This is a genomic window from Actinomadura sp. NPDC048955, assembly GCF_040649435.1.
GTDB classification, from domain to species: Bacteria; Actinomycetota; Actinomycetes; order Streptosporangiales; family Streptosporangiaceae; genus Spirillospora; species Spirillospora luteofluorescens.
On the sequence record NZ_JBEZJI010000008.1, the window covers coordinates 83,105 to 109,112 of the forward strand.

At 72.2% G+C, this 26,008-nt stretch carries 24 protein-coding genes; 15 read left to right on the forward strand and 9 right to left on the reverse strand.

Annotated features, from left to right (window positions below; all coding sequences use genetic code 11):
- The first annotated feature begins 163 nt into the window (after window positions 1-163).
- Entirely contained in the window at window positions 164-1,510 is a 1,347-nt protein-coding gene (locus AB0C84_RS10990) for a biotin carboxylase N-terminal domain-containing protein (RefSeq protein WP_361063946.1), read from the forward strand.
- Between the two features lie 196 nt (window positions 1,511-1,706).
- On the opposite strand, the gene AB0C84_RS10995 is transcribed toward AB0C84_RS10990, so the two are convergent.
- Together AB0C84_RS10995 and AB0C84_RS11000 are read right to left on the reverse strand one after the other, a co-directional pair.
- On the reverse strand, window positions 1,707-2,204 hold the full coding sequence (locus AB0C84_RS10995) for a GNAT family N-acetyltransferase (RefSeq protein ID WP_361063949.1): 498 nt from the start codon (window positions 2,202-2,204) through the stop codon (window positions 1,707-1,709).
- Window positions 2,201-2,980: a hypothetical protein gene (locus AB0C84_RS11000; RefSeq protein WP_361063952.1), complete on the reverse strand. Its 780-nt coding sequence runs from the start codon at window positions 2,978-2,980 to the stop codon at window positions 2,201-2,203. The genes AB0C84_RS10995 and AB0C84_RS11000 overlap by 4 nt, the downstream gene beginning before the upstream one ends.
- A gap of 94 nt (window positions 2,981-3,074) precedes the next feature.
- Here AB0C84_RS11000 and bioD point away from each other — a divergent pair, with 94 nt between their 5' ends.
- Together bioD and bioB are read left to right on the forward strand one after the other, a co-directional pair.
- Window positions 3,075-3,806, forward strand: a complete 732-nt coding sequence (gene bioD, locus AB0C84_RS11005) for a dethiobiotin synthase (RefSeq protein ID WP_361063955.1) — start codon at window positions 3,075-3,077, stop codon at window positions 3,804-3,806.
- Complete coding sequence (gene bioB / locus AB0C84_RS11010) at window positions 3,803-4,798, forward strand: biotin synthase BioB (RefSeq protein ID WP_361063958.1); 996 nt, start codon at window positions 3,803-3,805, stop codon at window positions 4,796-4,798. Before bioD ends, bioB begins: the two co-directional genes overlap by 4 nt.
- An 18-nt stretch (window positions 4,799-4,816) precedes the next feature.
- On the opposite strand, the gene AB0C84_RS11015 is transcribed toward bioB, so the two are convergent.
- Window positions 4,817-5,620: a GntR family transcriptional regulator gene (locus tag AB0C84_RS11015; RefSeq protein WP_361063961.1), complete on the reverse strand. Its 804-nt coding sequence runs from the start codon at window positions 5,618-5,620 to the stop codon at window positions 4,817-4,819.
- Window positions 5,621-5,656: 36 nt separating this feature from the next.
- Entirely contained in the window at window positions 5,657-6,820 is a 1,164-nt protein-coding gene (locus AB0C84_RS11020) for an 8-amino-7-oxononanoate synthase (RefSeq protein WP_361063964.1), read from the reverse strand.
- 77 nt (window positions 6,821-6,897) lie between these two features.
- On the opposite strand from AB0C84_RS11020, the gene AB0C84_RS11025 reads away from it, so the two are divergent.
- Window positions 6,898-8,565: a histidine kinase N-terminal domain-containing protein gene (locus AB0C84_RS11025; RefSeq protein WP_361063967.1), complete on the forward strand. Its 1,668-nt coding sequence runs from the start codon at window positions 6,898-6,900 to the stop codon at window positions 8,563-8,565.
- 185 nt (window positions 8,566-8,750) lie between these two features.
- On the opposite strand, the gene AB0C84_RS11030 is transcribed toward AB0C84_RS11025, so the two are convergent.
- The gene (locus AB0C84_RS11030; RefSeq protein WP_179843575.1) at window positions 8,751-8,999 is read right to left on the reverse strand and encodes a WhiB family transcriptional regulator; all 249 of its coding nucleotides are present in this window, start codon (window positions 8,997-8,999) and stop codon (window positions 8,751-8,753) included.
- 292 nt (window positions 9,000-9,291) lie between these two features.
- Window positions 9,292-10,233 (reverse strand): diacylglycerol kinase family protein, encoded by a 942-nt coding sequence (locus AB0C84_RS11035; RefSeq protein ID WP_179843574.1) that lies wholly within the window; start codon window positions 10,231-10,233, stop codon window positions 9,292-9,294.
- Between the two features lie 89 nt (window positions 10,234-10,322).
- On the opposite strand from AB0C84_RS11035, the gene AB0C84_RS11040 reads away from it, so the two are divergent.
- Entirely contained in the window at window positions 10,323-10,841 is a 519-nt protein-coding gene (locus AB0C84_RS11040) for a hypothetical protein (protein WP_361063971.1), read from the forward strand.
- A 58-nt stretch (window positions 10,842-10,899) separates the two neighbouring features.
- On the opposite strand, the gene AB0C84_RS11045 is transcribed toward AB0C84_RS11040, so the two are convergent.
- The 3 genes from AB0C84_RS11045 to AB0C84_RS11055 all read right to left on the reverse strand — a co-directional run bounded on the left by AB0C84_RS11045 (window position 10,900) and on the right by AB0C84_RS11055 (window position 13,659).
- Window positions 10,900-11,658, reverse strand: coding sequence for an RNA polymerase sigma factor SigF (locus AB0C84_RS11045; RefSeq protein WP_141586803.1), 759 nt, complete (start codon window positions 11,656-11,658; stop codon window positions 10,900-10,902).
- 68 nt (window positions 11,659-11,726) lie between these two features.
- Entirely contained in the window at window positions 11,727-12,155 is a 429-nt protein-coding gene (locus AB0C84_RS11050; protein ID WP_179843572.1) for an anti-sigma factor, read from the reverse strand.
- Between the two features lie 580 nt (window positions 12,156-12,735).
- Complete coding sequence (locus AB0C84_RS11055; RefSeq protein ID WP_361063975.1) at window positions 12,736-13,659, reverse strand: sugar kinase; 924 nt, start codon at window positions 13,657-13,659, stop codon at window positions 12,736-12,738.
- Window positions 13,660-13,740: 81 nt separating this feature from the next.
- Here AB0C84_RS11055 and AB0C84_RS11060 point away from each other — a divergent pair, with 81 nt between their 5' ends.
- From AB0C84_RS11060 to AB0C84_RS11105, 10 genes are all read left to right on the forward strand, one after another.
- Window positions 13,741-14,496, forward strand: a complete 756-nt coding sequence (locus AB0C84_RS11060) for a phytanoyl-CoA dioxygenase family protein (protein WP_361063978.1) — start codon at window positions 13,741-13,743, stop codon at window positions 14,494-14,496.
- Entirely contained in the window at window positions 14,496-15,536 is a 1,041-nt protein-coding gene (locus tag AB0C84_RS11065) for a DUF4432 family protein (protein ID WP_361063981.1), read from the forward strand. The genes AB0C84_RS11060 and AB0C84_RS11065 overlap by 1 nt, the downstream gene beginning before the upstream one ends.
- On the forward strand, window positions 15,533-16,333 hold the full coding sequence (locus AB0C84_RS11070) for an SDR family oxidoreductase (RefSeq protein WP_361063983.1): 801 nt from the start codon (window positions 15,533-15,535) through the stop codon (window positions 16,331-16,333). Before AB0C84_RS11065 ends, AB0C84_RS11070 begins: the two co-directional genes overlap by 4 nt.
- A gap of 82 nt (window positions 16,334-16,415) precedes the next feature.
- Window positions 16,416-17,690: a DUF4185 domain-containing protein gene (locus AB0C84_RS11075; protein ID WP_361063986.1), complete on the forward strand. Its 1,275-nt coding sequence runs from the start codon at window positions 16,416-16,418 to the stop codon at window positions 17,688-17,690.
- Between the two features lie 112 nt (window positions 17,691-17,802).
- Window positions 17,803-18,732 (forward strand): alpha/beta hydrolase, encoded by a 930-nt coding sequence (locus tag AB0C84_RS11080; protein WP_361063989.1) that lies wholly within the window; start codon window positions 17,803-17,805, stop codon window positions 18,730-18,732.
- 34 nt (window positions 18,733-18,766) lie between these two features.
- Window positions 18,767-19,471 (forward strand): FCD domain-containing protein, encoded by a 705-nt coding sequence (locus tag AB0C84_RS11085; protein ID WP_179843566.1) that lies wholly within the window; start codon window positions 18,767-18,769, stop codon window positions 19,469-19,471.
- A 113-nt stretch (window positions 19,472-19,584) separates the two neighbouring features.
- Window positions 19,585-20,844, forward strand: coding sequence for an extracellular solute-binding protein (locus AB0C84_RS11090; RefSeq protein WP_361063993.1), 1,260 nt, complete (start codon window positions 19,585-19,587; stop codon window positions 20,842-20,844).
- A 3-nt stretch (window positions 20,845-20,847) separates the two neighbouring features.
- Window positions 20,848-21,819 (forward strand): sugar ABC transporter permease, encoded by a 972-nt coding sequence (locus AB0C84_RS11095; protein ID WP_361063996.1) that lies wholly within the window; start codon window positions 20,848-20,850, stop codon window positions 21,817-21,819.
- A complete protein-coding gene (locus AB0C84_RS11100; protein WP_179843563.1) occupies window positions 21,816-22,646 on the forward strand; it encodes a carbohydrate ABC transporter permease in 831 nt (276 codons plus the stop codon). The genes AB0C84_RS11095 and AB0C84_RS11100 overlap by 4 nt, the downstream gene beginning before the upstream one ends.
- 266 nt (window positions 22,647-22,912) lie before the next feature.
- Window positions 22,913-25,999: a glycoside hydrolase family 38 C-terminal domain-containing protein gene (locus AB0C84_RS11105; protein ID WP_361063999.1), complete on the forward strand. Its 3,087-nt coding sequence runs from the start codon at window positions 22,913-22,915 to the stop codon at window positions 25,997-25,999.
- Window positions 26,000-26,008 lie beyond the last annotated feature (9 nt).

Genomic DNA, 26,008 nt, shown 5'->3' on the forward strand with positions numbered 1-26,008 from the left:
GGAATGGAGACCGGCGATCTCGCCGATCCCCTCGCCGAGACGTTCCCCACACGGGCTGTGCGAGGCGAGGACCCGGGAACCGTCGGTCGCGGAGCCACCGGCCCACTAGTCTCTGCCGGGACGGGACGCCGGATCCCGCCGGTCCGCGAGGAGGAGTCCGCAGGTGTTCGAGTCGGTGCTCGTGGCCAACCGCGGCGAGATCGCCGGGCGGATCGTGCACACCGCGCGCGCGATGGGGCTCAAGACGATCGCGGTGTACTCCGCGGCCGACGAGGGCCTGCCCTTCGTCGCCGAGGCGGACGAGGCCGTCCTGATCGGGCCCGCGGAGCCGTCCGGCAGCTACCTCAACGCGGCCGCGATCCTGGAGGCCGCGCACCGGACCAACGCGCAGGCCGTCCACCCCGGCCACGGGTTCCTCGCCGAGAGCGCCGCGTTCGCCCGGCAGGTCGCCGAGCGCGGCCTGGTCTGGGTCGGCCCGCCGCCGCTCGCCATCGCCCGGATGGGCGACAAGATCAACGCCCGGAACCTGATGAAGGAGGCGGGCGTCCCCGTGGCGCCCGGCGTCTGGGAGCCCGTGCCCGACGCGGCGACGGCCGCCGAGGAGGCCGAGCGCATCGGCTACCCCGTCATGGTGAAGCCCGCCGCGGGCGGCGGCGGCATCGGGCTGGCCGCGGCCCGCGACGAGACGTCGCTGCGCAAGGCGTTCGAGGAGGCCCGCGCCGCCTCCGAGCGGCTCTTCGGCCGCGGCGACATCCTGCTGGAGCGGTACGTCGAGGGCGCCCGGCACGTCGAGGTGCAGATCCTCGGCCTCGCCGACGGCACGGTGGTCGCGCTGGGGGAGCGCGACTGCTCCGTCCAGCGCCGGTACGGCAAGGTCGTGGAGGAGTCCCCGTCCCCCGGCGTCACCCCGGCACTGCGCGAGCGGATGCTGGCCGCCGCCGTCCGCGCGGGCGAGGCCGTCGGCTACCGCGGCGCCGGCACCGTCGAATGCCTCGTCGACCCGGCCGCGCAGGAGTTCTACTTCCTGGAGATGGACACCCGCCTCCAGATCGAGCACCCGGTCACCGAACTCGTCACCGGCATCGACCTCATCGAGCAGCAGTTCCGGATCGCCGCCGGCGAACCGGTCTCCTTCACCGGCACCGCCCCGCGCGGGCACGCCGTCGAGTTCCGCGTCTGCGCCGAGGACCCGCACCGCTTCCTGCCCGGCACGGGCGAGATCACGGTGTGGGAGGAGCCCGTCGGCGAGGGCATCCGCATCGACGCCGGCTACGCCGAGGGCAACACCGTGACCCGCCACTACGACCCGCTGCTGGCCAAGCTCTGCGTCCACGGCGACGACCGCCCCCACGCCTTGGCCCGCGCCCGCGCCGCCCTGGAGGCGTTCCACATCGAGGGCCCGCCGACGAACCTGCCCTTCCTGCGCGAACTACTCGACCGCCCGGAGTTCGCCAGTGGCGACTACGACACCGGGCTGGTGACGCGCATGCGCAGCCCCCAGGCCCCCTGAGCGCCGCCCCCGCGCCCGTCGTAGAGTGACGCCGTGTACTGCGACCGCTGCGGCGAGCCCGCCGAGGGCGACCACACCCCCTGCCGGACCGCCCGCCGGATGGAACCGCCCCGCTACTGCCCCGACTGCCGCCGCCGCCTGAAAGTCCAGGTCACCCCGACGGCCTGGACCGCCGAATGCTCCCACCACGGCCCCCTCACCCCCGAGGGTCAAGGAACGACAGGGCGTAGGTGATGAGGTCTACGCCCGGGGCCGGGGTCCAGTCGTGGTCCGGGGTGCGGACGAAGCCCATCTTCTCGTACATGCGCTGCGCGGACTCCATGTTGCGCTGCGTCGACAGGCGCAGGCCGGACAGGCCGGCCGCGCGGGCCCGTTCGACGCAGGCGCGCACCATTGCGCGGCCCGCGCCCTTGCCCCGTGCCTGCTCCAGGACGGCGAGCATGCGGAACTCGGCCTCGTCCGGTCCGGCCAGCTCCGCGTAGGGGGTGCCGGGCGGGCAGTACGCGACCGCCCCGGCGATCTGCCCGGCGTCTTCGGCGACGAGCAGTTCGGCCTTCGCGGCCCGGTCGGCGGCGTCGCGGAGCTTGTGCACGTACGACGACTCCGGGCTGACCAGGCCGCCGTGCACGTAGACCTCCACGGTCAGCTCGCCGACGAGGTCGTACTCGTCCGGGCGCGCCAGCCGAACGATCACTTGACGTCCTGGCAGGAGGACTCGGCGGGAAGGAGAGGGCGCAGGCGGACGGAATAGGTCTGACCGCCGCTGCGCCACGCCGTGTCCGGGTTCGTGACGGGGGCCTTCGCGGCCGGGGCGACCGTGCAGACCGCACCTGCCACCTGGACGCCCTTGCCGAGCGGCTCCAGCGGCCACGTCTTGACGGTGGCGCTTCCCGTGGTCGGCCCGGCGAGGACGGCGGTCTTCTCCGCCTTGTACGGCGCGGGCTTCCCGGTGAGGTCGGACGCGGGCCAGCCGGCCGGGTCGAGGCGCTTGAGGAAACGTCCCTCCGGGCCCGACCGCGCCTCGGGCTGGACGATCCTGGTCGTCGCGCCGTCCATGGAGACCACGACCGTGATCGCGTCCGCGACGCCGCCGGGGCCGACCGCGTGGGAGCGGGCGAGACCGGCCGCGCGGGCCTCGTCCAGCAGGCGCCGCAGGGCCTCGGGCTTCAGGCGGTACTCGGTCGGCCCGCTTTGGGACGCGGCCACCGCGCGGCCCGAGGAGTAGAGGGAGAAGTCGGGCAGGCTTCCGGGGCCGCCGAGACCGGCGATGCCGCCGGTCTTGCGCCACCGCAGGACGAGCTGCTCGCCCGCGGGGCCGTCCTTGGCGGGGGACGCGGTTGTGGCGGGTGCGGAAGCGGGGGGCTCGGCGGTGCCGGAGCCGTCGCCGCAGGCGGCCAGCGTGCCGCAGGCGGCGAGGGCGGCGCAGGCGAGTGCCGGCGCCCGGCGGGAGCGTGTGTACGGACCGGCCATGACGGTTGGACGCTCGGCGGCCCGCCCCGGTTCCGGCGTTTCCGGGAACACCCGGCGACGGGCCGATTCCGGGCCCGCGCTAGTGTGCCGATCTGTGAGTGTGCTCGTTGTGACCGGGACCTGCACGGGTGTGGGCAAGACCGTCGTCACCGCGGCGCTGGCCGCGGTGGCCGCCGCGCGCGGCGCGTCGGTCGCCGTAGTCAAACCGGGACAGACCGGTGCCGGCGAGAGCGACCCGGGCGACCTCGACGAGGTCCGCAGGCTCGCCGGGATCGACGACGTGCACGAGTACGCGCGGTTCCCCGACCCGCTGTCCCCGGCCGCCGCGGCCCGCCACGCGGGCCGGCCCCCCGTCCGGATGCCGGACGTCGCCGAGCGCGTCCGGGACCTGGCGTCCGGGCGGCGGCTGGTGCTGGTCGAGGGCGCGGGCGGGCTCCTCGTCCGCTACGACGAGGAGGGCGCCACCATCGCCGACCTCGCGCGCTGGCTCGGCGCCGCCGTCGTGGTGGTGGCCCGGCCCGACCTCGGCACGCTCAACCACACCGCGCTCACCCTGGAGGCGATGGCGCACCGCGGGGTGCAGCTCGCCGGAGTGGTGATCGGCGCGTGGCCGGACGACCCCGACCTCGCCATGCGCAGCAACATCCGCGACCTGGAGACCATCGCGGCCCGCCCGCTGTCGGGCGTGCTGCCCGCCGGCGCGGGCGCCCTGGACCCGGCGGAGTTCCTCGTGGCCGCGCACCGCGGCCTGGCCCCCTCGTTCGGCGGCGGATTCGACGCCGCCGCCTTCCGCGCCGCCTTCGGCCCCGACAAGGAGAACACGTGACGGACATTCTCGACATCGCGCGCCGCCAGGTACTGGACGAGGGCGAGGGCCTGTCGCAGGGGCAGGTGCTGGAGGTCCTGAACCTGCCGGACGACCGGCTCCAGAACCTGCTCGCGCTCGCCCACGACGTCCGGATGCGGTGGTGCGGGCCGGAGGTCGAGGTCGAGGGGATCGTGTCGCTGAAGACCGGCGGCTGCCCGGAGGACTGCCACTTCTGCTCGCAGTCCGGCAAGTTCGAGTCGCCCGTCCGGTCGGTGTGGCTGAACATCCCCGAGCTGGTCGAGGCGGCGAAGGAGACCGCCGCGACCGGCGCCACCGAGTTCTGCATCGTCGCCGCCGTGCGGGGGCCGGACGAGCGGCTGATGTCGCAGGTCCGCGACGGCGTCAAGGCCATCAACGACGCCGTCGAGATCAACATCGCGTGCTCGCTCGGCATGCTCACCCAGGAGCAGGTGGACGAGCTGGCCGCGATGGGCGTCCACCGCTACAACCACAACCTGGAGACGGCCCGCTCCCACTTCCCGAACGTGGTCACCACCCACTCGTGGGAGGAGCGCTGGGACACCCTCCGCATGGTCAAGGACGCCGGCATGGAGGTGTGCTGCGGCGGCATCGTCGGCATGGGCGAGAGCGTCGAGCAGCGCGCCGAGTTCGCCGGGCAGCTCGCGGAGCTGGAGCCCGACGAGGTCCCGCTGAACTTCCTCGCGCCGCGGCCCGGCACCCCGTTCGCCGACTACCCGCTGGTCGAGGGCACCGAGGCGCTGAAGACGATCGCCGCGTTCCGGCTCGCCCTGCCCCGCACCATCCTGCGGTACGCCGGCGGCCGCGAGCTCACCCTCGGCGACCTCGGCACCCGCGAGGGCATGCTCGGCGGCATCAACGCCGTCATCGTCGGCAACTACCTCACCACCCTCGGCCGTCCGGCCAGGCAGGACCTGGAGCTGCTCACCGAGCTGAAGATGCCGATCAAGGAGCTCGGCCGGACACTGTGAGACGGGACGGGCGGCCGGTCAGCGGCTCAGCCGGGTGATGAACTTGTAGCGGTCGCCCCGGTACAGGGACTGGGCCCACTCGACCGGCTGGCCCGTCGTGTCGAACGCGTGGCGCGACAGCAGCAGCATCGGCAGGCCGACGTCCACGCCCAGGAGCTGGGCGTCGTGCGGGGTGGCGAGGACCGTCTCTATCGTCTCCTCGGCCTCGGTGAGGTGGACGTCGTAGGCGGTCGCGAGCGTCTCGTACAGGGAGTGATGGCGCGGCAGCTCCCGGCGCAGGCCGGGGAAGCGGCGGGCCGGGAGGTGGGAGGTGTCGATCGACATCGGCTCGCCGTCGGCCAGCCGGAGGCGGTGTATCCGCAGCACCCGGCCGCCGGGCCGGATGCACAGGAGCGTGGCGAGGCGCTCGTCGGCGCTGACGTAGCCGGCCTCCAGGATGCGCGTCTCGGGGCGCAGCCCGTGGTGCCGCATGTCCTCGGTGTAGCTGACGAGCTGGAGTTCCTGGGCGACCTTCGGCTTGGCGACGAAGGTGCCCTTGCCCTGGATGCGCTGGAGGCGCCCTTCGACGACCAGCTCGGCGAGGGCCTGCCGGACGGTCGTGCGGGACGTCTCGTACTTCTCGGCGAGGGTCCGCTCGGGCGGCAGCGGGCTGCCCGCGGGAAGCGACTGGATCAGCTCGACCAGCAGCTCCTTGAGCTTGTAGTACTTGGGGATCCGGGGCGCCTGGTTCGGGTGGCGCTTACCGAGGTCGCCGAGCGAGGCCCGGTCGAAGCCGTGCTCGAACCCGCCCCCGTGCCGGGGCCCGCCCCTGACCTCCGTCACGGCATCTCCTCACGTTCATCACCGGTTTCCCCGATGTTATGGGTGAAGACTACGGCCGGTAGAAGACGCGATTTCCGCCAGGGCCGCCCGCAATCGTGTGAGGTCCGACTCGTCCAGCGTGGCGCGTGCGGTGAGGCGCAGGCACGCCCGGCCCTTGGGGACCGACGGCGGCCGGAAGCAGCCGACGCGCAGACCGTGCTCAGCGCAGATCTCGGCGGCCCGCACCGCGGCCTGCGGCTCGCCCAGGAACACCGGCACCACGGCCGCCGCGGGCCTGGCCGTTTCCAGGCCGGAACCGGCCGCCAGGTTTGAGATCGCGAGCGCCCGTTCGCGGGCCCGGCCGGGCAGCGCGGGGTCGGAAGCGAGGACGTCCAGCGCGGCCAGGGCGGCGCCCGCGGCGGGCGGGTTCAGGCCGGTGTCGAAGATGAACGACCGCCCCGTGTCGACCAGGGCGTCGATCACCTCGGGGGCCCCGAGGACCGCCCCGCCCTGCGACGCCAGCGACTTCGACAGCGTGAGGGTGAGGACCACGTCGGGCTCTCCCGCGAGGCCGGCGGCGTGCGCGGCGCCCCGGCCCCCCTCGCCGACGACGCCGAGCGCGTGCGCCTCGTCGACCACCAGCAGCGCCCCGTGCGCCCGGGCGGCGGCGTGCAGCGCGCCCAGCGGCGCGAGATCGCCGTCCACGGAGAACACCGCGTCGGTGACGACGAGGGCGTGGTCCTCGTCGCGCTCGGCGAGGGCCCGCTCCGCCGCGGCCGCGTCCCGGTGCGGAACGATCACCACGCGGGACCGTGACAGCCGGCACGCGTCCACGATGGAGGCGTGGTTGACCTGGTCGGACACCACGAGCGTGTCGGGCCCCGCAAGCGCCGTGACGGCGCCGAGGTTGGCCAGGAAGCCGGAGGAGAACACCAGGCCCGCGGCGCTGCCGGTGAACGCGGCGAGCCGCCGGTCCAGCTCGGCGTGCAGCCGCGTCGTCCCGGTGACCAGGCGCGAGCCGGTGGAGCCGGTGCCCCACTCGCGCGCGGCCGCGACGGCGCCCTCGACGAGGCGCGGGTCGCCGGACAGCCCGAGGTAGTCGTTGGACGCCAGATCGGTGAGGCCGTCGGGCCGGGGGCGCAGCGTCCGGCGCAGCCCGGCGGCGGCGCGCCGTCCGGCCGCGTCCCGGAGCCTGGCCAGGGGGTCTCGTCCTGCGGTCATGCCGGGCATACTGCCAGGTGGCCCCCGGGGCGAGACCACCTGCCCTGGGACAGAAAACCATCGGCGATGATGGTCGTGTGCCTACCTTGACCGATTTGGTCCGCGACCACACCGACCTCACCGACACCGACCTGGAGTGGCTCCACGCACTGGTCTCGGACTGGCAGCTGCTGGCCGACCTGTCGTTCGCGGACCTCCTGCTGTGGGTGCCGCTGCGGTCGGCGGACGCGCTGCCCGCCGACGGGACGACCCGCGCGGGCCGGGGCAGGCCGGGCCTTATGGACACCGGTGCGGCCGTCCCCGGCTGGGTCGCGATCGCGCAGATGCGCCCGACGACCGGCCCGACCGCCTACCCGGAGGACCTCGTCGGCAAGGTCGTCCGGACGGGGCGCCGCGGGCTGATCGACGTGGCGTGGCGCGAGCGCCGGATCGTCCGCGAGGGCGACCCGGAGTGGGGCAGCGGCATCCCCGTCCGCGAGGAGTCCATCCCGGTGCGCCGCGGCGCCAAGATCCTCGGGGTCATCCAGCGCAGCACGAACCTCAGCTCGGCGCGCACCCCGTCCCGGCTGGAACTGACCTACCTGCAGAGCGCCAGCGACCTCGCCACGATGATCTCCGAGGGCCGGTTCCCGGTGCCGGGCGAGGAACCGAACATGGTCCGCTCACCCCGCGTCGGCGACGGCCTCATGCGCCTGGACCGCTCCGGCAGGGTCACCTACGCCAGCCCCAACGCCCAGTCGGCCTACCGGCGGCTCGGCTACCCGACGGACCTGGTCGGCGAGGCGCTCGGGCAGATCACCGCGGACCTGTGCGACACCGGCGAGCCGATGGAGGAGGCGCTGAGCGTCGTGCTGTCGGGCCGCGCGCCCCGCGAGGTCGAGGTCGAGTCACGCGGGTCGATCATGCAGCTGCGCACGATCCCGCTCGTCGTCGGCGGGACGCGGATCGGGGCCGTCGTGCTGTGCCGGGACGTGACCGAGCTGCGCTGGCGCGACCGGGAACTGATGACCAAGGACGCCACCATCCGGGAGATCCACCACCGGGTGAAGAACAACCTGCAGACGGTCGCGGCGCTCCTGCGGCTCCAGGCGCGGCGGCTGCGGATCCCGGAGGGGCGGGCCGCGCTGGACGAGGCCGTCCGCCGCGTCGGGTCGATCGCGATCGTGCACGAGACGCTGTCGCACACCCCCGACGAACTGATCGACTTCGACGACATCGCCGACCGGGTGATCACGATGGCGGGGGAGGTGTCCACCCCCGAGACCAAGGTCACCCCCAAGCGGACCGGCAGCTTCGGCGTCCTGCCCGCCGAGGTCGCGACGCCGCTCGCGATGGCGCTCACCGAACTGCTGCAGAACGCCCTGGAGCACGGCCTGGCCAACCGGTTCGGGACCCTGGAGGTCGTGGCGCACCGCTACGGAGAGGGAGAGGTCACCCGGGAACCGGGCGGCGCGTCGTTCTGGGGCGAGTGGAAGGCCCCCGGCGCGAACGACCCCCGCGTCCCCGGCACCGAGACCGAGCCCCCGTCCGGCCGCCGCCTCGTCACGATCGTCGCGGACGACGGCGTGGGCCTGCCCCCCGACTTCGACATGGAGAGCAGCGACAGCCTGGGCCTGCAGATCGTCCGCACCCTGATCGTCGGCGAACTGGGCGGCCACCTGGACTTCCGCCCCAGAGAAGGCGGAGGCACCGAGGTGGTAGTGGACATTCCCATAGACCACCACCACCGCCCCAGCCGCCCCTGATCACGGCCATCAACTCTGGTCCGTGCGCACTGGGAGCAACCGGCGCCTCAACCGTCAACAACCTGAAGATGTGCGATCGCGTGCGAAGCCAGTTTCAAGCGAAGCAAGAAACTGATCGCGCAGCGAGCCGCAAGGCGAGCCGGAGCGATGCCAGCGATCGCAGCCGTGCCCGCAAGGAAGGCGCTCTAGCGCCTGACGCTAAGGGCACGGCGGGAACGCCGCAGCGCGCGGCGTTCGTCTTCGCCCATGCCGCCCCAGACGCCGGATTCCTGGCCGGACTCGAGCGCCCAGCGCAGGCAGGCGTCGCTGACGTCGCAGCGGCGGCAGACCTGCTTGGCTTCTTCGATCTGCAGGATCGCGGGGCCGGTGTTGCCGATGGGGAAGAAGAGCTCGGGGTCCACGTCACGGCAGGCTGCGCGGTGGCGCCAGTCCATGCGGTCCACTCCTTCGTCAGGTGGTGGAGATGCTCCACTCTTTGTGAACGGGTTCACATGTCGCGAACGCCCGGGGTGGCTGTGGCCAGGTCCAGGGATGGTTGTTCCGCGGCGCCGCGAGCAGGTGACCAGCGACGTTGGGGTCCCTGCCGGGTGGCGCACTTTGAGCGTTTCAGGAGGGTGCGGGCAGACGCAAGACCTTTGAGAAAGGATTCTCAAAGTATGGGTGTCGCATGTGTCACACCCATCGGTCGGGCGTGTTACTTGGCTCTCACATGCGTCCTCGCGCGCCTCAAATGACGATGCGGATCGCCTTCGGCACGGAGCGGAACGTGACCGTCCGGTGCTCTCCCAGGTAGTCGCCGTCCAGCTGGAACGCCACGGGCCGGTCCGCGCGCACCGTGACCTCCGCCTCATCGTGCAGGTTCAGCACGTGCCGCCCCTGAATGGGATACGCCCGCGGAGTCAGCATCTGCGCCAGCGCCCCCAGCGTCGCGCCGAGTTCCAGAGAACGCATCCCGAACACGTCCAGCCCGCGCGCGAAGTTCGCCTTCGGACTCGGATTCAACGGCACCCGGCCCATGAAAGTCCATGGAGACGTATTGGAGATGAACGCCAGGAACAACCCCGATTTCGGCGGGCGCCCGGGCTGTTCCAAAGTGAGCGCCGGACGGCGCCGATCAGTGCCGGAGAAGAAATGCCGTATCGCGGTCCGCACATACAGCGACGGGTCCGCCCGCAGGCCCGCCTCCCGGCGCCGCTCCACCTCCCGCACGACCTCCGCGTCCAGCCCCACCCCCGCGCAGAACGTGAAATACCGCTCCGGGGCCCCGGGATGGGAGGCCGTGCCGAGCCCCACCGACCGGTACCGGCCCGCCCGCAGCGCCTCCAGCACCGACCGCGTCGCGCCGATCGGATCGTCCGGCAGGCCGAGCGCGCGGGCGAACACGTTCGCGCTCCCGCTCGGCAGCACCGCCAGCGCGGGCAGATCAGGGGACGGACCGTCCGCCAGCAGCCCGTTGACGGCCTCGTTCACCGTCCCGTCCCCGCCGAGAGCGATCACGACCTCGTAGCCCTCGACGGCGGCCTGCCGGGCCAGCTCGGTCGCGTGGCCGCGGTGACCGGTCTCCGCGAGAACGAGATCGAGATCGCCGGAGAAGGCCCGCACGAGGATGTCGCGGGCCCGCCGGGAGGTGGAGGTCGCCTTGGGGTTGGCGATGAGCATGGCGCGCACGGCGTCAGGGTATCGAGCGTTCCGGATGCGTTCGCCCGCAGTTTCCCCTGAGAGCCGGCCGCCGCACGGGGCGAGTAGGGTTTCGGGGTGTGACCAAGCGTCCCTTCACCGTGCAGGCCGCCGCCGCCCTCCAGGCCGCGGAGGGCGCCGCAGCCGTCGGATTCGGCGTCTTCACCGGCGTCGAGACCGCCACCGGCGCCGCCGTCGACCCGGCCAGCGCGATCGGGGTCACCGTCCTCGCCCTCGCCGGTGGCCTCGGCATGCTGGGGTGCGCCCGCGGACTCCTCCGCGCCGCCCAGTGGAGCCGCGCCCCCACCGTCCTCACCCAGCTGTTCGCCCTGCCGATCGCCTGGTCGCTGTGGCAGAGCGACCGCCCCGCGATCGCCGTCCCGCTGGGCGTCGTCGCCGTCCTCGCGCTGATCACCGTCCTCAGCCCGCCGAGCACCGCCTGGCTCATCGAAGACCACGACGAAGACGACGACACCCCGGCGGACGACACCGAACCCGCCGAACCGGCCGCCGTCCCGCCCCCCGGAGAGCCCCGCTCCCTCGGACGGCGCCTCAAAGACCGCCTCAACGAACAACCCACCAAGAACAGCAAGAACTGACCCGACGTCGAAAGGGCCCTGAGGACGCGTCCCCGGGGCCCCTTCCGCACAACACCCGCTACTCGTCCGCCGTCAGGCCGTCACGGAGCTGCGCCAGCGTCCGCGCCAGCAGACGCGACACGTGCATCTGCGAAATGCCCAGCTCCGCCGCGATCTGCGACTGCGTCATATTGCCGAAGAAACGCAGCAGAAGAATCTTCTTCTCCCGCGCCGGGAGCTTCTCCAGCAGCGGCTTGAGGGACTCGCGGTACTCCACGCCCTCCAACGACTCGTCCACCATGCCGAGCGAGTCCGCCACCGCCGGGGCGTCCTCGTCACCGGAGTCAGGCGCGTCGAGGGACACCGTGGAATAGGCGTTCGCCGACTCCAGCCCCTCCAGCACCTCCTCCTCGCTCATCTGCAGGTGCGCCGCCAGCTCGCTCACCGTCGGAGCGCGGCCCTCCCGCTGCGCGAGATCACTGATCGCCTTCGTCAGCGACAGCTTCAGCTCCTGCAGCCGGCGCGGCACCCGCACCGCCCAGCCCTTGTCGCGGAAATGCCGCTTGATCTCACCGACGATCGTCGGCGTGGCATAGGTGGAGAACTCCACCCCCCGCTCCAGATCGAACCGGTCGATCGACTTGATCAACCCGATCGTGGCGACCTGGATCAGGTCGTCCAGCCACTCACCGCGATTGCGGAAGCGCCGCGCGAGATACTCCACCAGCGGCAGATGCAGCTCCACGAGCTGATCACGGATGCGCTGGCGCTCCGGGTCGCCCTCAGGCAACTGGGCGAGACGCTCGAACAACGCACGCGCCCGCGCCCGATCCGGCACGGCACTGCTGTCCGAACGCTCGGTGCTCGCCCCGGCGACCGTCGTCTGCTCCGTCGTCGTCTTCTCCGTCACGGGGCCCCCGCCGCACCGCGACGCTTCTGCAGCGTCACGGTGACCCGGTCGTCGGAGCCCACCCTGGCGTCCACCTCGCCCGCCAGAGACGACAACACCGTCCACGCGAACGTGTCGCGGCTCGGCTCCTCACCGTCCACCGTCAGAACCGACACAGAGATGCGCATCGCCTCCCCGGTCAACTCGAACTCGCACGTCAGATCGGTGCCGGGCACCGCCTGAGCGAGCAGCATCGCGCACGCCTCGTCAACGGCGATGCGCAGGTCCTCGATCTCGTCCAGCGTGAAGTCCAACCTGGCCGCCAGGCCCGCGGTAGCGGTCCGCAGCACGGACAGGTAGGCACTCGCGGCAGGCAGCTTCACCGTGACCACGTCACGGACGGACAACTTCGTACTGGCCGGCATTGCAGCGGTTTCCTCGGTCACGTCACTCCCTCGCAGGATGGTCCCGCTGCCTTCGAAACTACCGCCTACGAGCCGTGCATCGAGACTCCGGCGCGCTGTGTTTATTTGCGTTGCGTTGGGTTGGGGCGCCTGGGGGCGCCCCAACCCAACGCAACGCGGTGCGATCGCTGGCATCGCTCCGGCTCGCCTGGCGGCTCGCTACGCGATCAGATTCTTGCTTCGCTCGAATCTGCCTTCGGACGCGATCGCGACGGTGAACCCTCGTTCGGGGTGCTGTGGTGGCGGGTGATGTGTGCGGAGCGGGGGGTTTCGGTGGGGTGCGTTTGCGGGGGTCTACCTCGGGTTGTGGGGGGTTGCTGTGGCGCTTCGGCTCGCCTGGCGGCTCGCTTCGCGAGTTGGCCCTCGCTTCGCTCGTGCCGTGGTCGGGGTCTGGTGCGGGTTTGTGGGGGTTGATCTCGCGCTCCGGCTCGCCTGGCGGCTCGCTTCGCGGTTGGCCCTTGCTTCGCTCGTGCCGTGCGTTGTTGTGGGGGGTGGCGGAGCGCTTCGGCTCGCCTTGCGGCTCGCTCGCTTGTGCGTGCTTGGGAGGGCTGGTGCGGGTGGGTCAGGTTCTTGCTGGGGTTGGGGGAAGTAGGGCTCCCTGGTGGGTTATTACCTGGGCTGCCAAGGTGGTCGCTGTTTCGGCTGCTTGGGCGGGTGGGGTGCCTGTCAGGCGGGTGGCCAGGTAGGCGCCGTTGAAGGCGTCGCCTGCGGCTGTGGTGTCGATCACTTTTACGTGGGGGACGGCGGGGATTTCGATCGTCGTCTTGGTGTCGGCCAGCAGGGAGCCTTGGGGGCCCTGTTTGACCGCCATTTCGGTCACTCCGGCTTGTCTCAGGCGTCTGATCGTGTCGGTCGGGATTCTGTCGCCGAAGACGGCCTGGTCGTCGGTGAAGGTGGGGAGGGCTATGTCCGTCCTGGTCAGGACGGTGGACATGGCTTCGGCGGCGGCCGCGGGGGAGGGCCAGCCCGCGGGGCGGTAGTTGGTGTCGAAGGCCACCCGGCCGCCGCGGCGGCGGGTCTCGTCCAGGACGGTGAGGAGCCTCGTGCGGGCTTCGGTGCCGAGGATCGACAGGGTGATGCCGGAGAGGTAGACGAGGTCGTGGTCGGCGATCGCGTCGTCGAGCTCCGGGGGGTGCGCGGGGCCGAACAGGCCGCGGGCCGCCGACTGGGACCGGTAGTAGTGGAACGTGCGTTCGCCGGCTTCGTCCGTGCGGATGAGGTAGAGGCCCGCCTGGCCGCCGGGGACGGCGCGGGTGTGGGCGGAGCCGACGCCGTGGGCCGCCCAGGACTCGCGCATCAGGGCGCTGTAGGGGTCGTCGCCGATGAGGGTGACGAACTGGACGTCGGCCGTGCCGGGGGCCGCGGTGCGGGCCAGGTAGGCGGCGACGTTGAAGGCGTCGCCGGCGTAGCCGACGGCCAGGCGGTCGGGGGCGAGATGACTCAGTTCGATCATGCATTCGCCGATCACGGCGATCCGGTTCCGCATGGCGGGCCACGATACATCTAGACAACAAGTGATCTGATGACTAAGACTTCGGGTGTCGCGCTTCATCGAGAAGGGACGCCCATGCACGACGGTTACGACGAGGACGGGTACGCGATCTTCCGGAACGTCCTGGATCCGGAGCTCGTGGCCGAGGCGGACGCGCATGTCCGCTGGCTGGAGGCGCGCTATCCCGACCGGACCGGTGAGGAGCTGTCCACCGAGCTGGTCGCCAAGGACCCCTTCTGGGTGCGGCTGGTGTCCGACGAGCGGCTCCTCGATGTCGCCGAGCGGTTCGTCGGGCCCGACATCGCGCTGTTCGCGTCCGCCTACATCTCCAAGCCGCCGTTCACCGGCAAGGCCGTGCTGTGGCACCAGGACGGCGCGTTCTGGCCGCTCGAACCGATGCGCGTGGTGACGCTGTGGCTCGCCATCGACCGGTCGACGCCCGAGAACGGGTGCCTCCGGGTCATTCCCGGGAGCCACAAGGAGGTCCTGCACGAGGTGCAGGAGCGGGAGGACGCGGAGGCCGTCTTCGGGGTGGAGAGCGCCGTGGGCGTGGACGAGTCGCGTGCCGTGGACCTCGTCCTCGAACCCGGCGACGTCGAGGTCCACCACCCGAACATCATGCACGGCAGCAACGCGAACGAGTCGCCCCACCGGCGGTGCGGGCTGACCATCCGCTACATCCCGACCTCGACGCGGATCACCGAGGAGCCGCTGCCGTTCCCGTCGGCGCTGCTGCTGCGCGGCGACCCGGGCGTGAACGAGTACCAGCCGCGGCCCCGGTACGAGGCGGGGGAGCACTTCGCGTTCAGCGGCGCGGAGAACTGGAGCTGATGCGGCGGCACCGGCCGTCCCGCAACTGGGGCGCCCGCGTCCACGAGATCACCTGGGCCGGGATCGAGGCCGTGGTCCTGGAGAACGAGCTGCTCCGGGTGACGGTTCTCGTGGGCAAGGGCGGTGACATCGCCGAGTTCTGCCACAAGCCGCGGGACATGGACTTCGTGTGGCTTTCGCCTGACGGGCTGCGCGATCCGCGTGATGTGGCGGGAGGAGCGGGCGATGACGTCGCCCTGTTCCTCGACGGCTACGAGGGCGGCTGGCAGGAGGTTCTGCCCAACGGGGGCGCGCCCAGCACCTATCGGGGGGCGGCGTTCGCGCAGCACGGGGAGGTGGCCTCGCTGCCGTGGGACTCCGAGATCGTGGCCGACGGCGCCGGCGAGGTCGCCGTCCGGCTCTCCGTCCGGGGGCGGCGGATGCCGCTGCGGGTCGCCAAGACGCTGCGGCTGAGGGCGGGCGAAGCCGAGCTCGTCGTCGAGGAGGAGCTGGTCAACGAGTCGGGTGTCGCGCTGGACGCGATGTGGGGGCACCACATCGTGTTCGGGGCGCCCTTCCTGCGGCCCGGGCACCGGATCAGGGTCGGGGGAGGTGCTCAGGTCGTTCCGCACGAGACGGCGATCGGGCCCGGTGGGCGGCGGGTCCGGGGTGGTGGGCCGCATGCGTGGCCTCGTGTGCCCGGTGAGGGGGGCGGTGTCATCGATCTCGATGTGGTGCCCGATGCCGGGGTGCCCAGTGAGATCGTCTACCTCACCGGGCTGGAGGAGGGACGCTACGAGGTCGTCGATCCGGACGGCTTCGGCCTGCGGGTGCGCTGGGACGTGGACGTCCTGCCGCATCTGTGGCTGTGGCAGGAGTTCGGGGCGACCACCGGGCATCCGTGGTGGGGCCGCGCGTACGTGATGGGCCTGGAGCCGTTCGCCGGGTACCCGACGGACGGGCTGGCCGCCGCGGTCGCGAACGGCACCGCGTTGAGGTTGGAACCGCGTGCGCGGCGGAGCCTGTGGCTGCGTGCCGCGGTCATCGAGGAGGGCACGTGAGGGAGTTCGAGGGCAGGGTCGCGGTCGTGACCGGGGGGTCGCTCGGGATCGGCCGGGCCGTGGTGGAGCGGCTCGCGCGCGACGGCGCCGCCGTGGTGTTCTGCGGGATCGGGGAGGACGAGGTCCGCCGTGCGGAGGGGGAGCTGCGGGGCGCGGGGCTGGAGGTCGCCGGCGCCGTCGCCGACGTGACCGACGCCGCGCGGATGGACGGGCTGGTCGGGGAGGCCGTGTCCCGGTACGGCGGCCTGGACGTGCTGGTGACGTGCGCGGGCGTGCAGCGGTACGGGACGGTCGAGGAGACGTCCGAGGAGCTGTGGGACGAGGTGCTCGGCGTCAACGTCAAGGGCGTCTTCCTCGCCTGCCGCGCCGCCGTCCCCGAGCTGCGCCGCCGGGGCGGCGGGGCGATCGTCACGGTGTCGTCGGTGCAGGCGTTCGTCTCGCAGGACCGCGTCGCCGCCTACAGCGCGAGCAAGGCCGCGATCAACGCGCTGACGCGGGCGGTGGCGCTGGACCACGCGGCGGACGGCATCCGCGCGAACACGGTGTGCCCCGGGTCGGTCGACACGCCGATGCTGCGGTGGGCGGCCGACCTGTTCCGCGGGGAGAAGGGGCAGGACGAGCAGGTCGCCGAGTGGGGGCGTGCGCACCCGCTCGGGAGGGTCGCGGCGGCCGCGGAGGTCGCCGAGGTGGTGGCGTTCCTCGCGGGACCGCGCTCGTCGTTCGTGACCGGCGCCGAGCACCGGGTGGACGGCGGGTTGCTCGCCCGTAATCCGGCGGCACTTCCGGAAATCTCCTAGAAGATCTAGACACCAAGTCATTTGATGACTCAAAATGTGGGGCGCACGAGGACCGTGTGAAAGTGACCTCGCGGAGGTTCCCATGCAGGCGTCCGTCCCTCCCACTCCCTTCTCTCCCGATCGGCCCTCATCCGTTCGCGGGGGGTGGCGGCGGCGCGCCGGGGTCTTCGCGTCCGTCCTGGCGCTCGCCGCCGCGCCCGCCGTGCCCGCGGCCGCCGACGCCCGGGGTCCGGGGCGCGCGGCCGCCGGGCCCACGTGTTCCGGGAAGGCCGCGCCGGCCTTCGGCACCGCCTCGCAGAACGCCGCCCTCAACGGCAAGTTCACGTCCTACGGCAACAGCAACACGCTGCTGGACGACTGGACCGGCGCGGACACGACGTACTCGCTGAAGCTCTCCGACGGGCGCATCGTCTACGCCTACTCCGACACCTTCCTCGGCAAGGTCAACGCGGACGGGTCGCGGCCGGTCGTCATCGAGGAGGGCGGGACGACGCCGTTCATCAACAACTCGTTCGTCGTCCAGGGAACGGGCGGGGGGCTCACCACCGTGCACGGCGGGACGGCGGCGGCCCCGAAGGCGGTCATGCCGCCCGCGCAGCCGGCCCACTGGTACTGGGCGGGCGACCTCACCCAGAGCGGGACGGAGGTCCAGCAGCTCTACCGCGAGTACTACGACCCCGACCCGGACAACGGCACCGGGTGGGACATGAAGTTCAAGGACAACGTCCTCGCCCGGTTCTCCAGCGGGAACCTCGCCGCGCCGGCCGTCCAGGCGATGCCCTCGGCGTCGGGCGTGCAGTGGGGGTCGGCGCTGCTCAGGGACGGCGGCTACACCTACGTCTACGGCACCGAGGACTACACCGACCCCCAGACGCAGGTGAACACCAAGTACCTGCGCGTCGCGCGGGTCAGCGGCACGGACCTGCGCGGCGCCTGGCAGTACCGCACGGCGAGCGGCTGGTCGTCCGCGGAGACGGACTCGGTGCGGCTGATGAGCGGGGTGTCGAACGAGTTCAGCGTCACCAAGCGCGGGTCGCACTACATCATGGTCAACCAGGACGCGAACATCGCTTTCGGCGGTGAGATCGACGTCTGGTTGTCGTGCTCGGCGGCCGGGCCGTTCAGCGGCGAGCAGACCGTCTACCAGACGCCCGAGACCGGGCCGCTTGGCTCCTACGGCGATCCGGACATCTTCACCTACAACGCTCACCAGCACGCGGCGCTCTCGTCCAGCGGCACCCTGGTGATCTCCTACAACGTCAACAGCCTGGACACCACCGGCGGTCCGGCCAACGACAACTACCGGGACGTCAGCATCTACCGGGCGCGCTACATCAACCTGCCGGTCTCCGGCTAGCCCGAGCCGCGGCACCGTCGTCCCGTCCACGGCGGTACCGCTCCCCGCGCCCCCGGGCCACCTCCCGCCCGGGGGCGCGTCCCGTTCCGTCCCCCCCTCTGAGGTGCCGACCATGCCCCTGGACGCCGAACTCGCCGCCGCGCTCGACGGCATGCCCTACGTCGGGCTCGCGGACCCCGTGCGGGCCCGCGCCGCCATGAGCGACCTGGTCCGCGCCCTCGCCCGGCCGGTGGGCGGCGAGCGGGCGGTCGTCGAGGACCGGGTCGCCTCCGGCGGGGTCCCGGTGCGGATCTACCGGCCGCGCGAGACGCCCGCGCCCGTGCTCGTGTACTTCCACGGCGGCGGGTTCGTTACCGGCGGGCTGGACAACGAGCACGAGCGCTGCCTGAAGTTCGCCGGGGAGGACGGGATCGCGGTCGTCTCGGTCGACTACCGGCTCGCGCCCGAGCACCCCTTTCCCGCCGGGTTCGAGGACTGCTATGCGGCGACCGTGTGGGCCCATGAGCACGCGGGGGAGTTCGGCGGCGACCCGGAGCGGGTCGCGGTCGGCGGCGGGAGCGCGGGCGGGGCGCTGGCCGCCGCGGTGGCGCTGCGGGCGCGGGACGAGGGCGGGCCGCCGCTGGTGTTCCAGATGCTGCTGTACCCCGTCCTGGACGACCGGATGGCCACGCCGTCGATGCGGACGTTCACCGAGCCGCCGCTGTTCAACAGCGGCGACGTGCGGCACATGTGGCGCCACTACCTCGGTGGGCGGACGGACGTGCCCGCCTACGCCGCACCGGCGCGGGCCGGAGACCTGAGCGGCCTGCCGCGCGCCTACGTCCTCGTCCCCGAGCACGACCCGCTGCGGGACGAGGGGCTCGCCTACGCGCACCGGCTGATCGTCTCCGGGGTTCCCACGGAGCTGCACCATGTGCCGGGCGCCTGCCACGGTTTCGACGGCATCATGTCGGCGCGGCTGGGGCGGCTCGCGTTCGAGGAGGAGCGCGCCGTCCTGCGGCGATGTCTCTCCGGGAGGGTGGACACGCCAATCGCTAAGTGATTAGATGACTTTACTTCTTGGGAACGAGGTGGCGATGTCACAGGATGTGGCCCGGCCTAGCCTGGCGGACGCCCTCACGGAGCGCATGCTGGAGCTGATCAGGGCGGGCGGCCTGCGCGCCGGCGACCGGCTGCCGTCCGCGCGGGAGCTGTCCCAGCGCTTCGCGGTGACGACGCCGACGCTGCGGGAGGCGCTGCGCCGGCTGGAGGCCACCGGGGCGATCCAGCTCCGGCACGGCTCGGGCATCTACGTGGGCGCCGACCTCGAACGCGTGGTCATCCCCAACCCCAACGTCCGGGAACTGGAGGCCGACCGGCTGCTCCAACTGCTGGACGCGCGGCTGCTCATCGAGCCGCCGCTGGCCGGACGGGCGGCCCGCCGGTCGCGGCCGGCCGACATCGAGCTGCTCCGGGCCCTCCTCGACCAGGCGGGCGCGGACCTCGGCACGGACGCGCCGGAGGCGGAGGCCCGCCTGCACAAGGCGAACATGGCCTTCCACCGGGAGGTCGCCGGCGTCGCCGGCAACTCCGTGCTCTGCGAGGTCATCGACTCGCTGCTGTCGGTGCACGCCATCGAGCAGCGCGCGATACAGCGGATCTTCGACGACCGCGTCCGCGACTTCGACGAGCACACCGCGATCCTCGCCGCCATCGAGGCGGGCGCGGAGCGGGACGCCGAGTCCCTCATGCGGGCCCACCTCGCGGACGTCAAGCACGTGATCGAGCAGCGGCTCGCCTGAGCGGGCCGTCCCCCGCCGCCGGTGCGAAGCGCCGCGCGGCCGGTTCACCCTTCACCGATTCCATCCTTCGACCACCCCGATCGGGCATCGCCGCCCGATGAAGGAGGCTCACCATGGTGCCGTCCAAGCGACTCCAGGTGACCGCGCTCACCGTGGGCGCGCTGCTGCTCGCCGCCGGCTGCGGGTCCGGCGACTCGGGCGGGAGCAGGTCCGAGCTCAAGCTCTACAACGACAAGGGCGCGTGGAAGCCCTTCTTCGAGCAGATGGGCGCCCTCGGCAAGCAGCAGACCGGCCTGGACATGACGCCGGTCGGCTACACCGACGAACCGACCTACACGGCGTTCATCAAGACCTCGTTCCGCACGAACGTCAAGCCCGACCTGTTCACCTGGACGACCGGCGGGCGCCTGGAAGAGATCGTCAAGCAGAACCAGGTCGCCGAGACCACGAAGATCTGGCAGGACGGCATCGCCGGCGGCGACCTCACCGAGGACCTGAAGAAGTACTACACCGTCGACGGCAAGCAGTACTGCGTCCCGCTGAACACCGCCTACTGGGGGATGTTCTACAACAAGAAGATCTTCGACAGGTACGACCTGAAGCCGCCCACGACGTGGGCGGAACTGGAGAAGACGGCGCAGACGCTGAAGTCGAAGGGGCAGGTGCCCTTCAACCAGACCACCCCGACGTCGCTGTTCTCCTTCGCCTGGTTCGAGCAGATCCTCGCCGGCACCGACCCCGACCTGTACGAGCGGCTGTCGAAGGGCCAGGCGTCCTACACCGACCCCGGCGTCGTGAAGGCGATGGAGCGCTGGAAGACGATGATCGACGCCGGCTGGTTCAGCAAGCCGGGCGACAAGGCCGACCCCGCCGACCACTTCAAGTCCGGCGACGCGGCCATGGTCATCAACGGCACCTGGTTCAACACGAGCATGACCCAGCGCGGCCTCAAGCAGGGCGAGGACTACGGGTTCTTCTTCATCCCGAACGTCGACCCGGCACTGCCGAAGCGGTCGCTGGTGTTCGAGAGCGGCCCGCTGTGCTCGCTGCGCAAGGCCCCCGACGCGGCCGCCAGCACCAAGTACCTCAAGTGGTGGATCACGCCCGCCGCGCAGGAGAAGTGGGCGAACGCGCGCGGCGACGTGTCCGGCAACCCGAAGGTCAAGGTCGCCGACCCCGAACTGGACAAGGTCACCAAGGAGGCCGCGTCGGGCGGCAACCGCCTCGTCCTGCGCTACTTCGAGGCGGCCCCCGCGCCCGTGCTCACCGAGGCGCTCAGCGGCTTCGACAAGTTCCTCAACAAGCCGGAGACCTACATGGACGTGCTCAAGGGCATCCAGAAGGTCAACGAGGACTACTGGAAGTCGCACTGATCCATGAGCACGCACAAGGCCACCGCCGACCGTCCCAAGCTGACGGTGGTGCCCCCCGCGGGCGGCGGGCGCTGCAAGGCGTCCGGCGCCCGCCCCGGCCGGGGGTTCGCGCTGCACGGCCGGTTCCGGCACGCCTACATCTCACCGGCCGTGCTGTTCGTCGCCGTCCTGCTCTACCTGCCGTTCCTGTGGACGGCGTACCTGAGCCTGACCAGCTACGACGGGCTCGCCTCGCCCGAGTTCACCGGCCTGGACAACTACCGGCGGCTCCTTGAGGACGACGCGCTCGTCACCTCGATCCGCAACACGCTGCTGTGGGTCGTCGGCACCGTCGTCCTGCCGGTGGGGCTCGGCCTGCTCGTCGCCGTCCTGTCCTACGACCTCAGGCGGGGCGCGTGGTTCCGGCTGCCGTTCCTGCTCCCGTACGCGATGTCGGGCGCCGGCCTCGGCGTGATCTGGGGCTTCATCCTCCAGCCGGACGGGATGGCGAACCAGATCCTGACCCTGTTCGGGATGCCGGGCGGCGACACCGCGTTCCTCCAGGACGGCCCCCGCAACACCGTCGCCATGATCGTGGTGTGGACGTGGCAGCAGCTCGGCGTCAACATGCTGCTGTTCGTCGTCGGCCTCCAGTCGATCCCGAAGGCGCCGATCGAGGCCGCCCGCATCGACGGCGCGTCCGGATGGGCCATGTTCCGGCACGTCATCTGGCCGCTGATGCGCCCGATCACCACCGTGGTGTTCGGCCTCGCGCTCGTCGCCGGCCTGAAGAACTTCGACATCGTGTGGGTGATGACGCAGGGCGGTCCCGGGCGCTCGTCCGAGACCCTCGCCGTGACCATGTACCGGGACGTGTTCGTCGCCAACGAGTACGGCTACGGGTCGGCGGTCGCGGTGCTGCTCACCACCATCACGGGCCTGGCCTCGTACGTCTACCTGCGCCGCCAGGTGAGCAGGGAGGAGCTGCCGCGATGAGCGGAGCGAGACTGATCCACGTGCGCCGCGCCGTGCTGGCGGCGCTGGGCCTGGTGTGGCTCTTCCCCACCTACCTGATCGTCGCGAACGCGGTGCGGCCCGCCGGCGACTACGACCCCTCGGACGCGGTGAAGCCGCCGTCATCGATCGGCCTGTTCGACAACATCGCGCAGGCCTGGGACCGGACCGCCGTCGGCGACACCCTGCTCAGCACCCTGCTGTACAGCGTCGTCTCGCCCGCGCTGGCCGTCCTGATGGGCGCGCTCGCCGGGTACGCGATCGTGGTGCTGCGCCTGCGGCACGGCTTCGCGTGGTTCGTGGTCATCTTCGCCGGGACCGTCGTGCCGTTCCAGATGCTGCTGGTGCCGCTGTTCGTCGGCTACAGCAAGGTCACGCTGTACGACGACCGCCTCGGGCTGATCATCATCTACTCGGCGATCAACGTGCCGCTGGCCGCGCTGGTGATGCGCAACTTCTTCGGCAACGTCGCCGTGTCGATCTTCGAGGCGGCCCGGCTGGACGGCGCGTCCACCTTCCGGATCTTCTGGCGGATCTACCTGCCGCTGTCGGCGGCGGCCCTGGCCGCCGTGTTCATCCTGGAGTTCACGTTCGTCTGGAACGACCTGCTGTTCGGCCTGACGCTCTCGCAGTCGCCGACCGTCCGGCCCGTGTGGGCCGAGCTGTCCGCGCTGACCACCGACGTCTACGCCGGGACGCCGGTCCCGATCGCGCTGGCCGCCGGCCTGGTGGTCTCCCTGCCGACCGTCGCGATCTTCCTCGCCACCCAGCGCCTGTTCACCCGCGGCCTCACCCTCGCCCAGTTCTAGCAGTATCCGCCCAGGGGGCGACCCCTGGAACCCCGTCACGGGCCGGCGAACCGTTTCGCGATCCGCTTCGCGTCTCGCGAAACGGCCCGCCGGCCCGGCGGGCCGGGTGGCCTCCGGGCGTAGAACGCCCTCCGGCCGCCCGGCCCGTGACCCCTCAGCCCAGGGGGCGACCCCCTGGAACCCCCGTCACGGGGCGGCGGACCGGGCGGCCTCCGGGCGCCCGGCCCGTGACCTCGGACTCCCAGAGAGGAATGTGACGCACAACGATGACGAGTCGCCTGCTGCAGGCGAGCCTCGGCTCGCCCGACTATGACGGGATCCGCGACGCGCTGCGCCAGGACACCTCGACCGAGGTGCTCGCCGTGCGCGGGCTGTCGGTGCGCGCCGCCGTGCTGCCGCTGTTCAAGCGGGACGAGGGCGGCGCGCTCCTCCAGGCCGTCCGGTTGACGCTGTCCGGCGGGGGGCCGGTGGAGGTGGCCCTCAAGGACGGCGACGCCGAGATCGCCGCCGCGGCGGCGGAGGGCGGGACCGTCACGCTGCTCGTCCCCGAGGTGGACGCGCCCCGCCGCCTCACCCTGGAGGTGCGCGACTCCGGCGGGCTCGTCGGGGCCGCGCCGCTCGACGTCGCCCCGCAGCGCAAGTGGAACGTCTTCGTCGTCCACCACTCGCACCTCGACATCGGCTACACCGACACGCAGGGCACCGTCCTGCGGCACCACCTCGACTACCTCGACGCGGCGCTGCGGCTGGCGCGGGAGACCGACGGGCGGCCGGACGACGCGCGGTTCCGCTGGTCGGTCGAGTCGTCCATGCCCGCGCTGCGGTGGCTCGCCACCCGACCCGACGACCAGGTCGCCGAGTTCGCCGAGCGGGCCCGCGCGGGCGACATCGAGGTCACCGCGTTCCCGATGCAGCTGCACACGGAGGCGTGCTCGACCGAGGAGCTGTACCGGCAGCTCCGCTTCGTCGAGCAGCTAAGCCGCGAGCACGGCATCGAGGTCCGGTCGGCGATGCACACCGACATCCCGGGCGCCGTCGTCGGGACGGTGGACGCCCTCAACGCGGCCGGCGTCCGGTACCTGGCCGCCGCGCACAACTGGGCCGGGCGCTCCGTCCCCTACATCACGGGCGGCGACCGGCTCGCCCGCCCGTTCCGGTGGCGGTCCCCGGGCGGCGGCGAGCTGATCGTCTGGTTCACCGACACCCCGCACGGCATGGCCTACATGGAGGGCAACACCGTCGGGCTCGTCGACGGCTACGACCTCGCCGAGGACCTGCTGCCCCGCTACCTCGGGTCCCTCGCCGACCGGCCCTACCCCTACGGGCCCGGGACGTTCGGCTGGTACGCCGCGCCCGGCCAGGTCGGCGCCGCCAAGGACCCCGACTTCCTGGACGCCGTCCACCTGCGCGTCCAGGGCGCGCACGCCGACAACGCCGGGCCGTCGATCGTCCCCGCCGACATCGCGCACCGCTGGAACGAGACCTGGGCCTACCCGCGGCTGCGGATGGCGACCAACGCCGACTTCTTCGAGTACGTCGAGGAGCACCACGGCGACCGGCTCCAGACCCACGAGGGCGACTGGACGGACTGGTGGGCCGACGGCCTCGGCTCCGGCGCCCGGCCGCTCGGCTACGTCCGGCGGGCGCAGAACGTCCTGCGCGCCGCCGAGACGCTGCACGCCCTCGCCGACGAGCGCAGCGGGGATCGCACCGGCGCCTCCCTCTCGGCCAGCAGGGCGATCGACGAGGCCTACGACCGGGCCGCGCTGTTCGACGAGCACACCTGGGGCGCCGCCAACCCGTGGGAGGACGCCGAGGAGGGCGGCGACTCCGGCGGCCTGCAGTGGACCCGCAAGTCCCAGGTCGGCTACCAGGCCCACGACGACGCCCTCGACCTGCTCCAGGCGGGCGCGCGGCGGATCGGCGCGACGTTCGGGGCCGCGCCGGACGCGCTCGCCTCGTTCCTCGTCGTCAACCCCGGCACGGCCGCACGCACCGACGCGGCCCGCGCGTTCCTGCCCCGCGACGTCGTCGCCGTCGACGTGCCCATCGCGCTCGTGGACGCCCGCACCGGCGAACCCGTCCCGCACCGCGAGGAGGAGGTCGACCCGGACGAGTGGCCGACCCGTCCCATCGGCCGCCACCTGGAGGCCGTCGTCCCGGACGTCCCCGGCCACGGGCACGTCCGCGTCGACGTCGTCCGGGCCGAGACGGGCGCGCCGGAGCCGGTCGACCTCGGTTCCGGCGGCACGATCGAGAACGAGTTCTACCGGGTCGTCTACGACCTCAGGGAAGGGCACATCGCCTCGGTCTTCGACAAGATTGCCGGCCGCGAGCTCGTGAACGCCGACGCCGTCGCCGGGTTCGGGCAGTACGTCTACGACCGGTACGCGACCGCGCCGCACTTCAACCACATGTCCGGGCACATGCTCGTGCACGACAAGACGATGCTCGGCGACCGGGCCGTCGCCACCCACGCCACCGTCACCGAGTGCAGCCGCACCCCCGCCGGGGAGCGGCTCGTCGTCGAGCTGCACGGCAAGGGCGTCGACTGGCTGCGCACGACCATCGACCTGTACGCGGGCGTGCCGCGCGTGGACGTCCGCTACCAGCTCGGCAAGCAGCCCACCGCGGCCAAGGAGGCGGTCTTCTTCGCGTTCCCGTTCGCCGTGGACGGCCCGCCCGCCGCCTGGGAGCTGACCGGCGGCGTCGGCGGTACCGGCGTCCCGAGCGTCCCGGGGTCGGCGGAGCACATGCGCCCGATCCGCCACTGGGTCGCCTTCGAGGACCCCGAACTCACCGTCGCGTGGGCGACGCTGGAGGCGCCGCTCGTCCAGTTCGGCTCCATCCACATGCCCTACGCGCCGTTCCCGCCCACGCTGGACGAGGAGGACGGCACCGTCTACTCGTGGGCGCTGAACAACATCTGGGACACCAACTTCCCGTCCCAGCAGCAGGGCGAGACCACGTTCCGGTACGCGTTCGCGTCCGGCGCGGCGGGCTCGGGCCGCCGGCTCGGCGCCCGCACGGCCGCCGGGATCACCGACCCGTTCGTCGCCACCCTCGCCACCGGCGACATGCCCGCCGCGGAATCGGGGACCTTCCTGCGCGTGGACGACCCGGACGTGCTCGTCACCTCCGTGGGCCGCGCCCGGGACGGCGAGGGGCTGGCCGTCCGGCTCCAGTCGCTCGCCGCCGGACCGGTGGAGACGGGCCTGCACGTGCCGGGCGCCACCCGCGCCTCGCTGAGCGGTGGTCTGGAGCGTGACCCGGCGGAGCTGCCCGTCCGGGACGGCACCATGACGGTGCGGCTGCCCGCCTGCGGCGTCGCCACCGTCACGGTTCGGCGTTGAGTACGGATC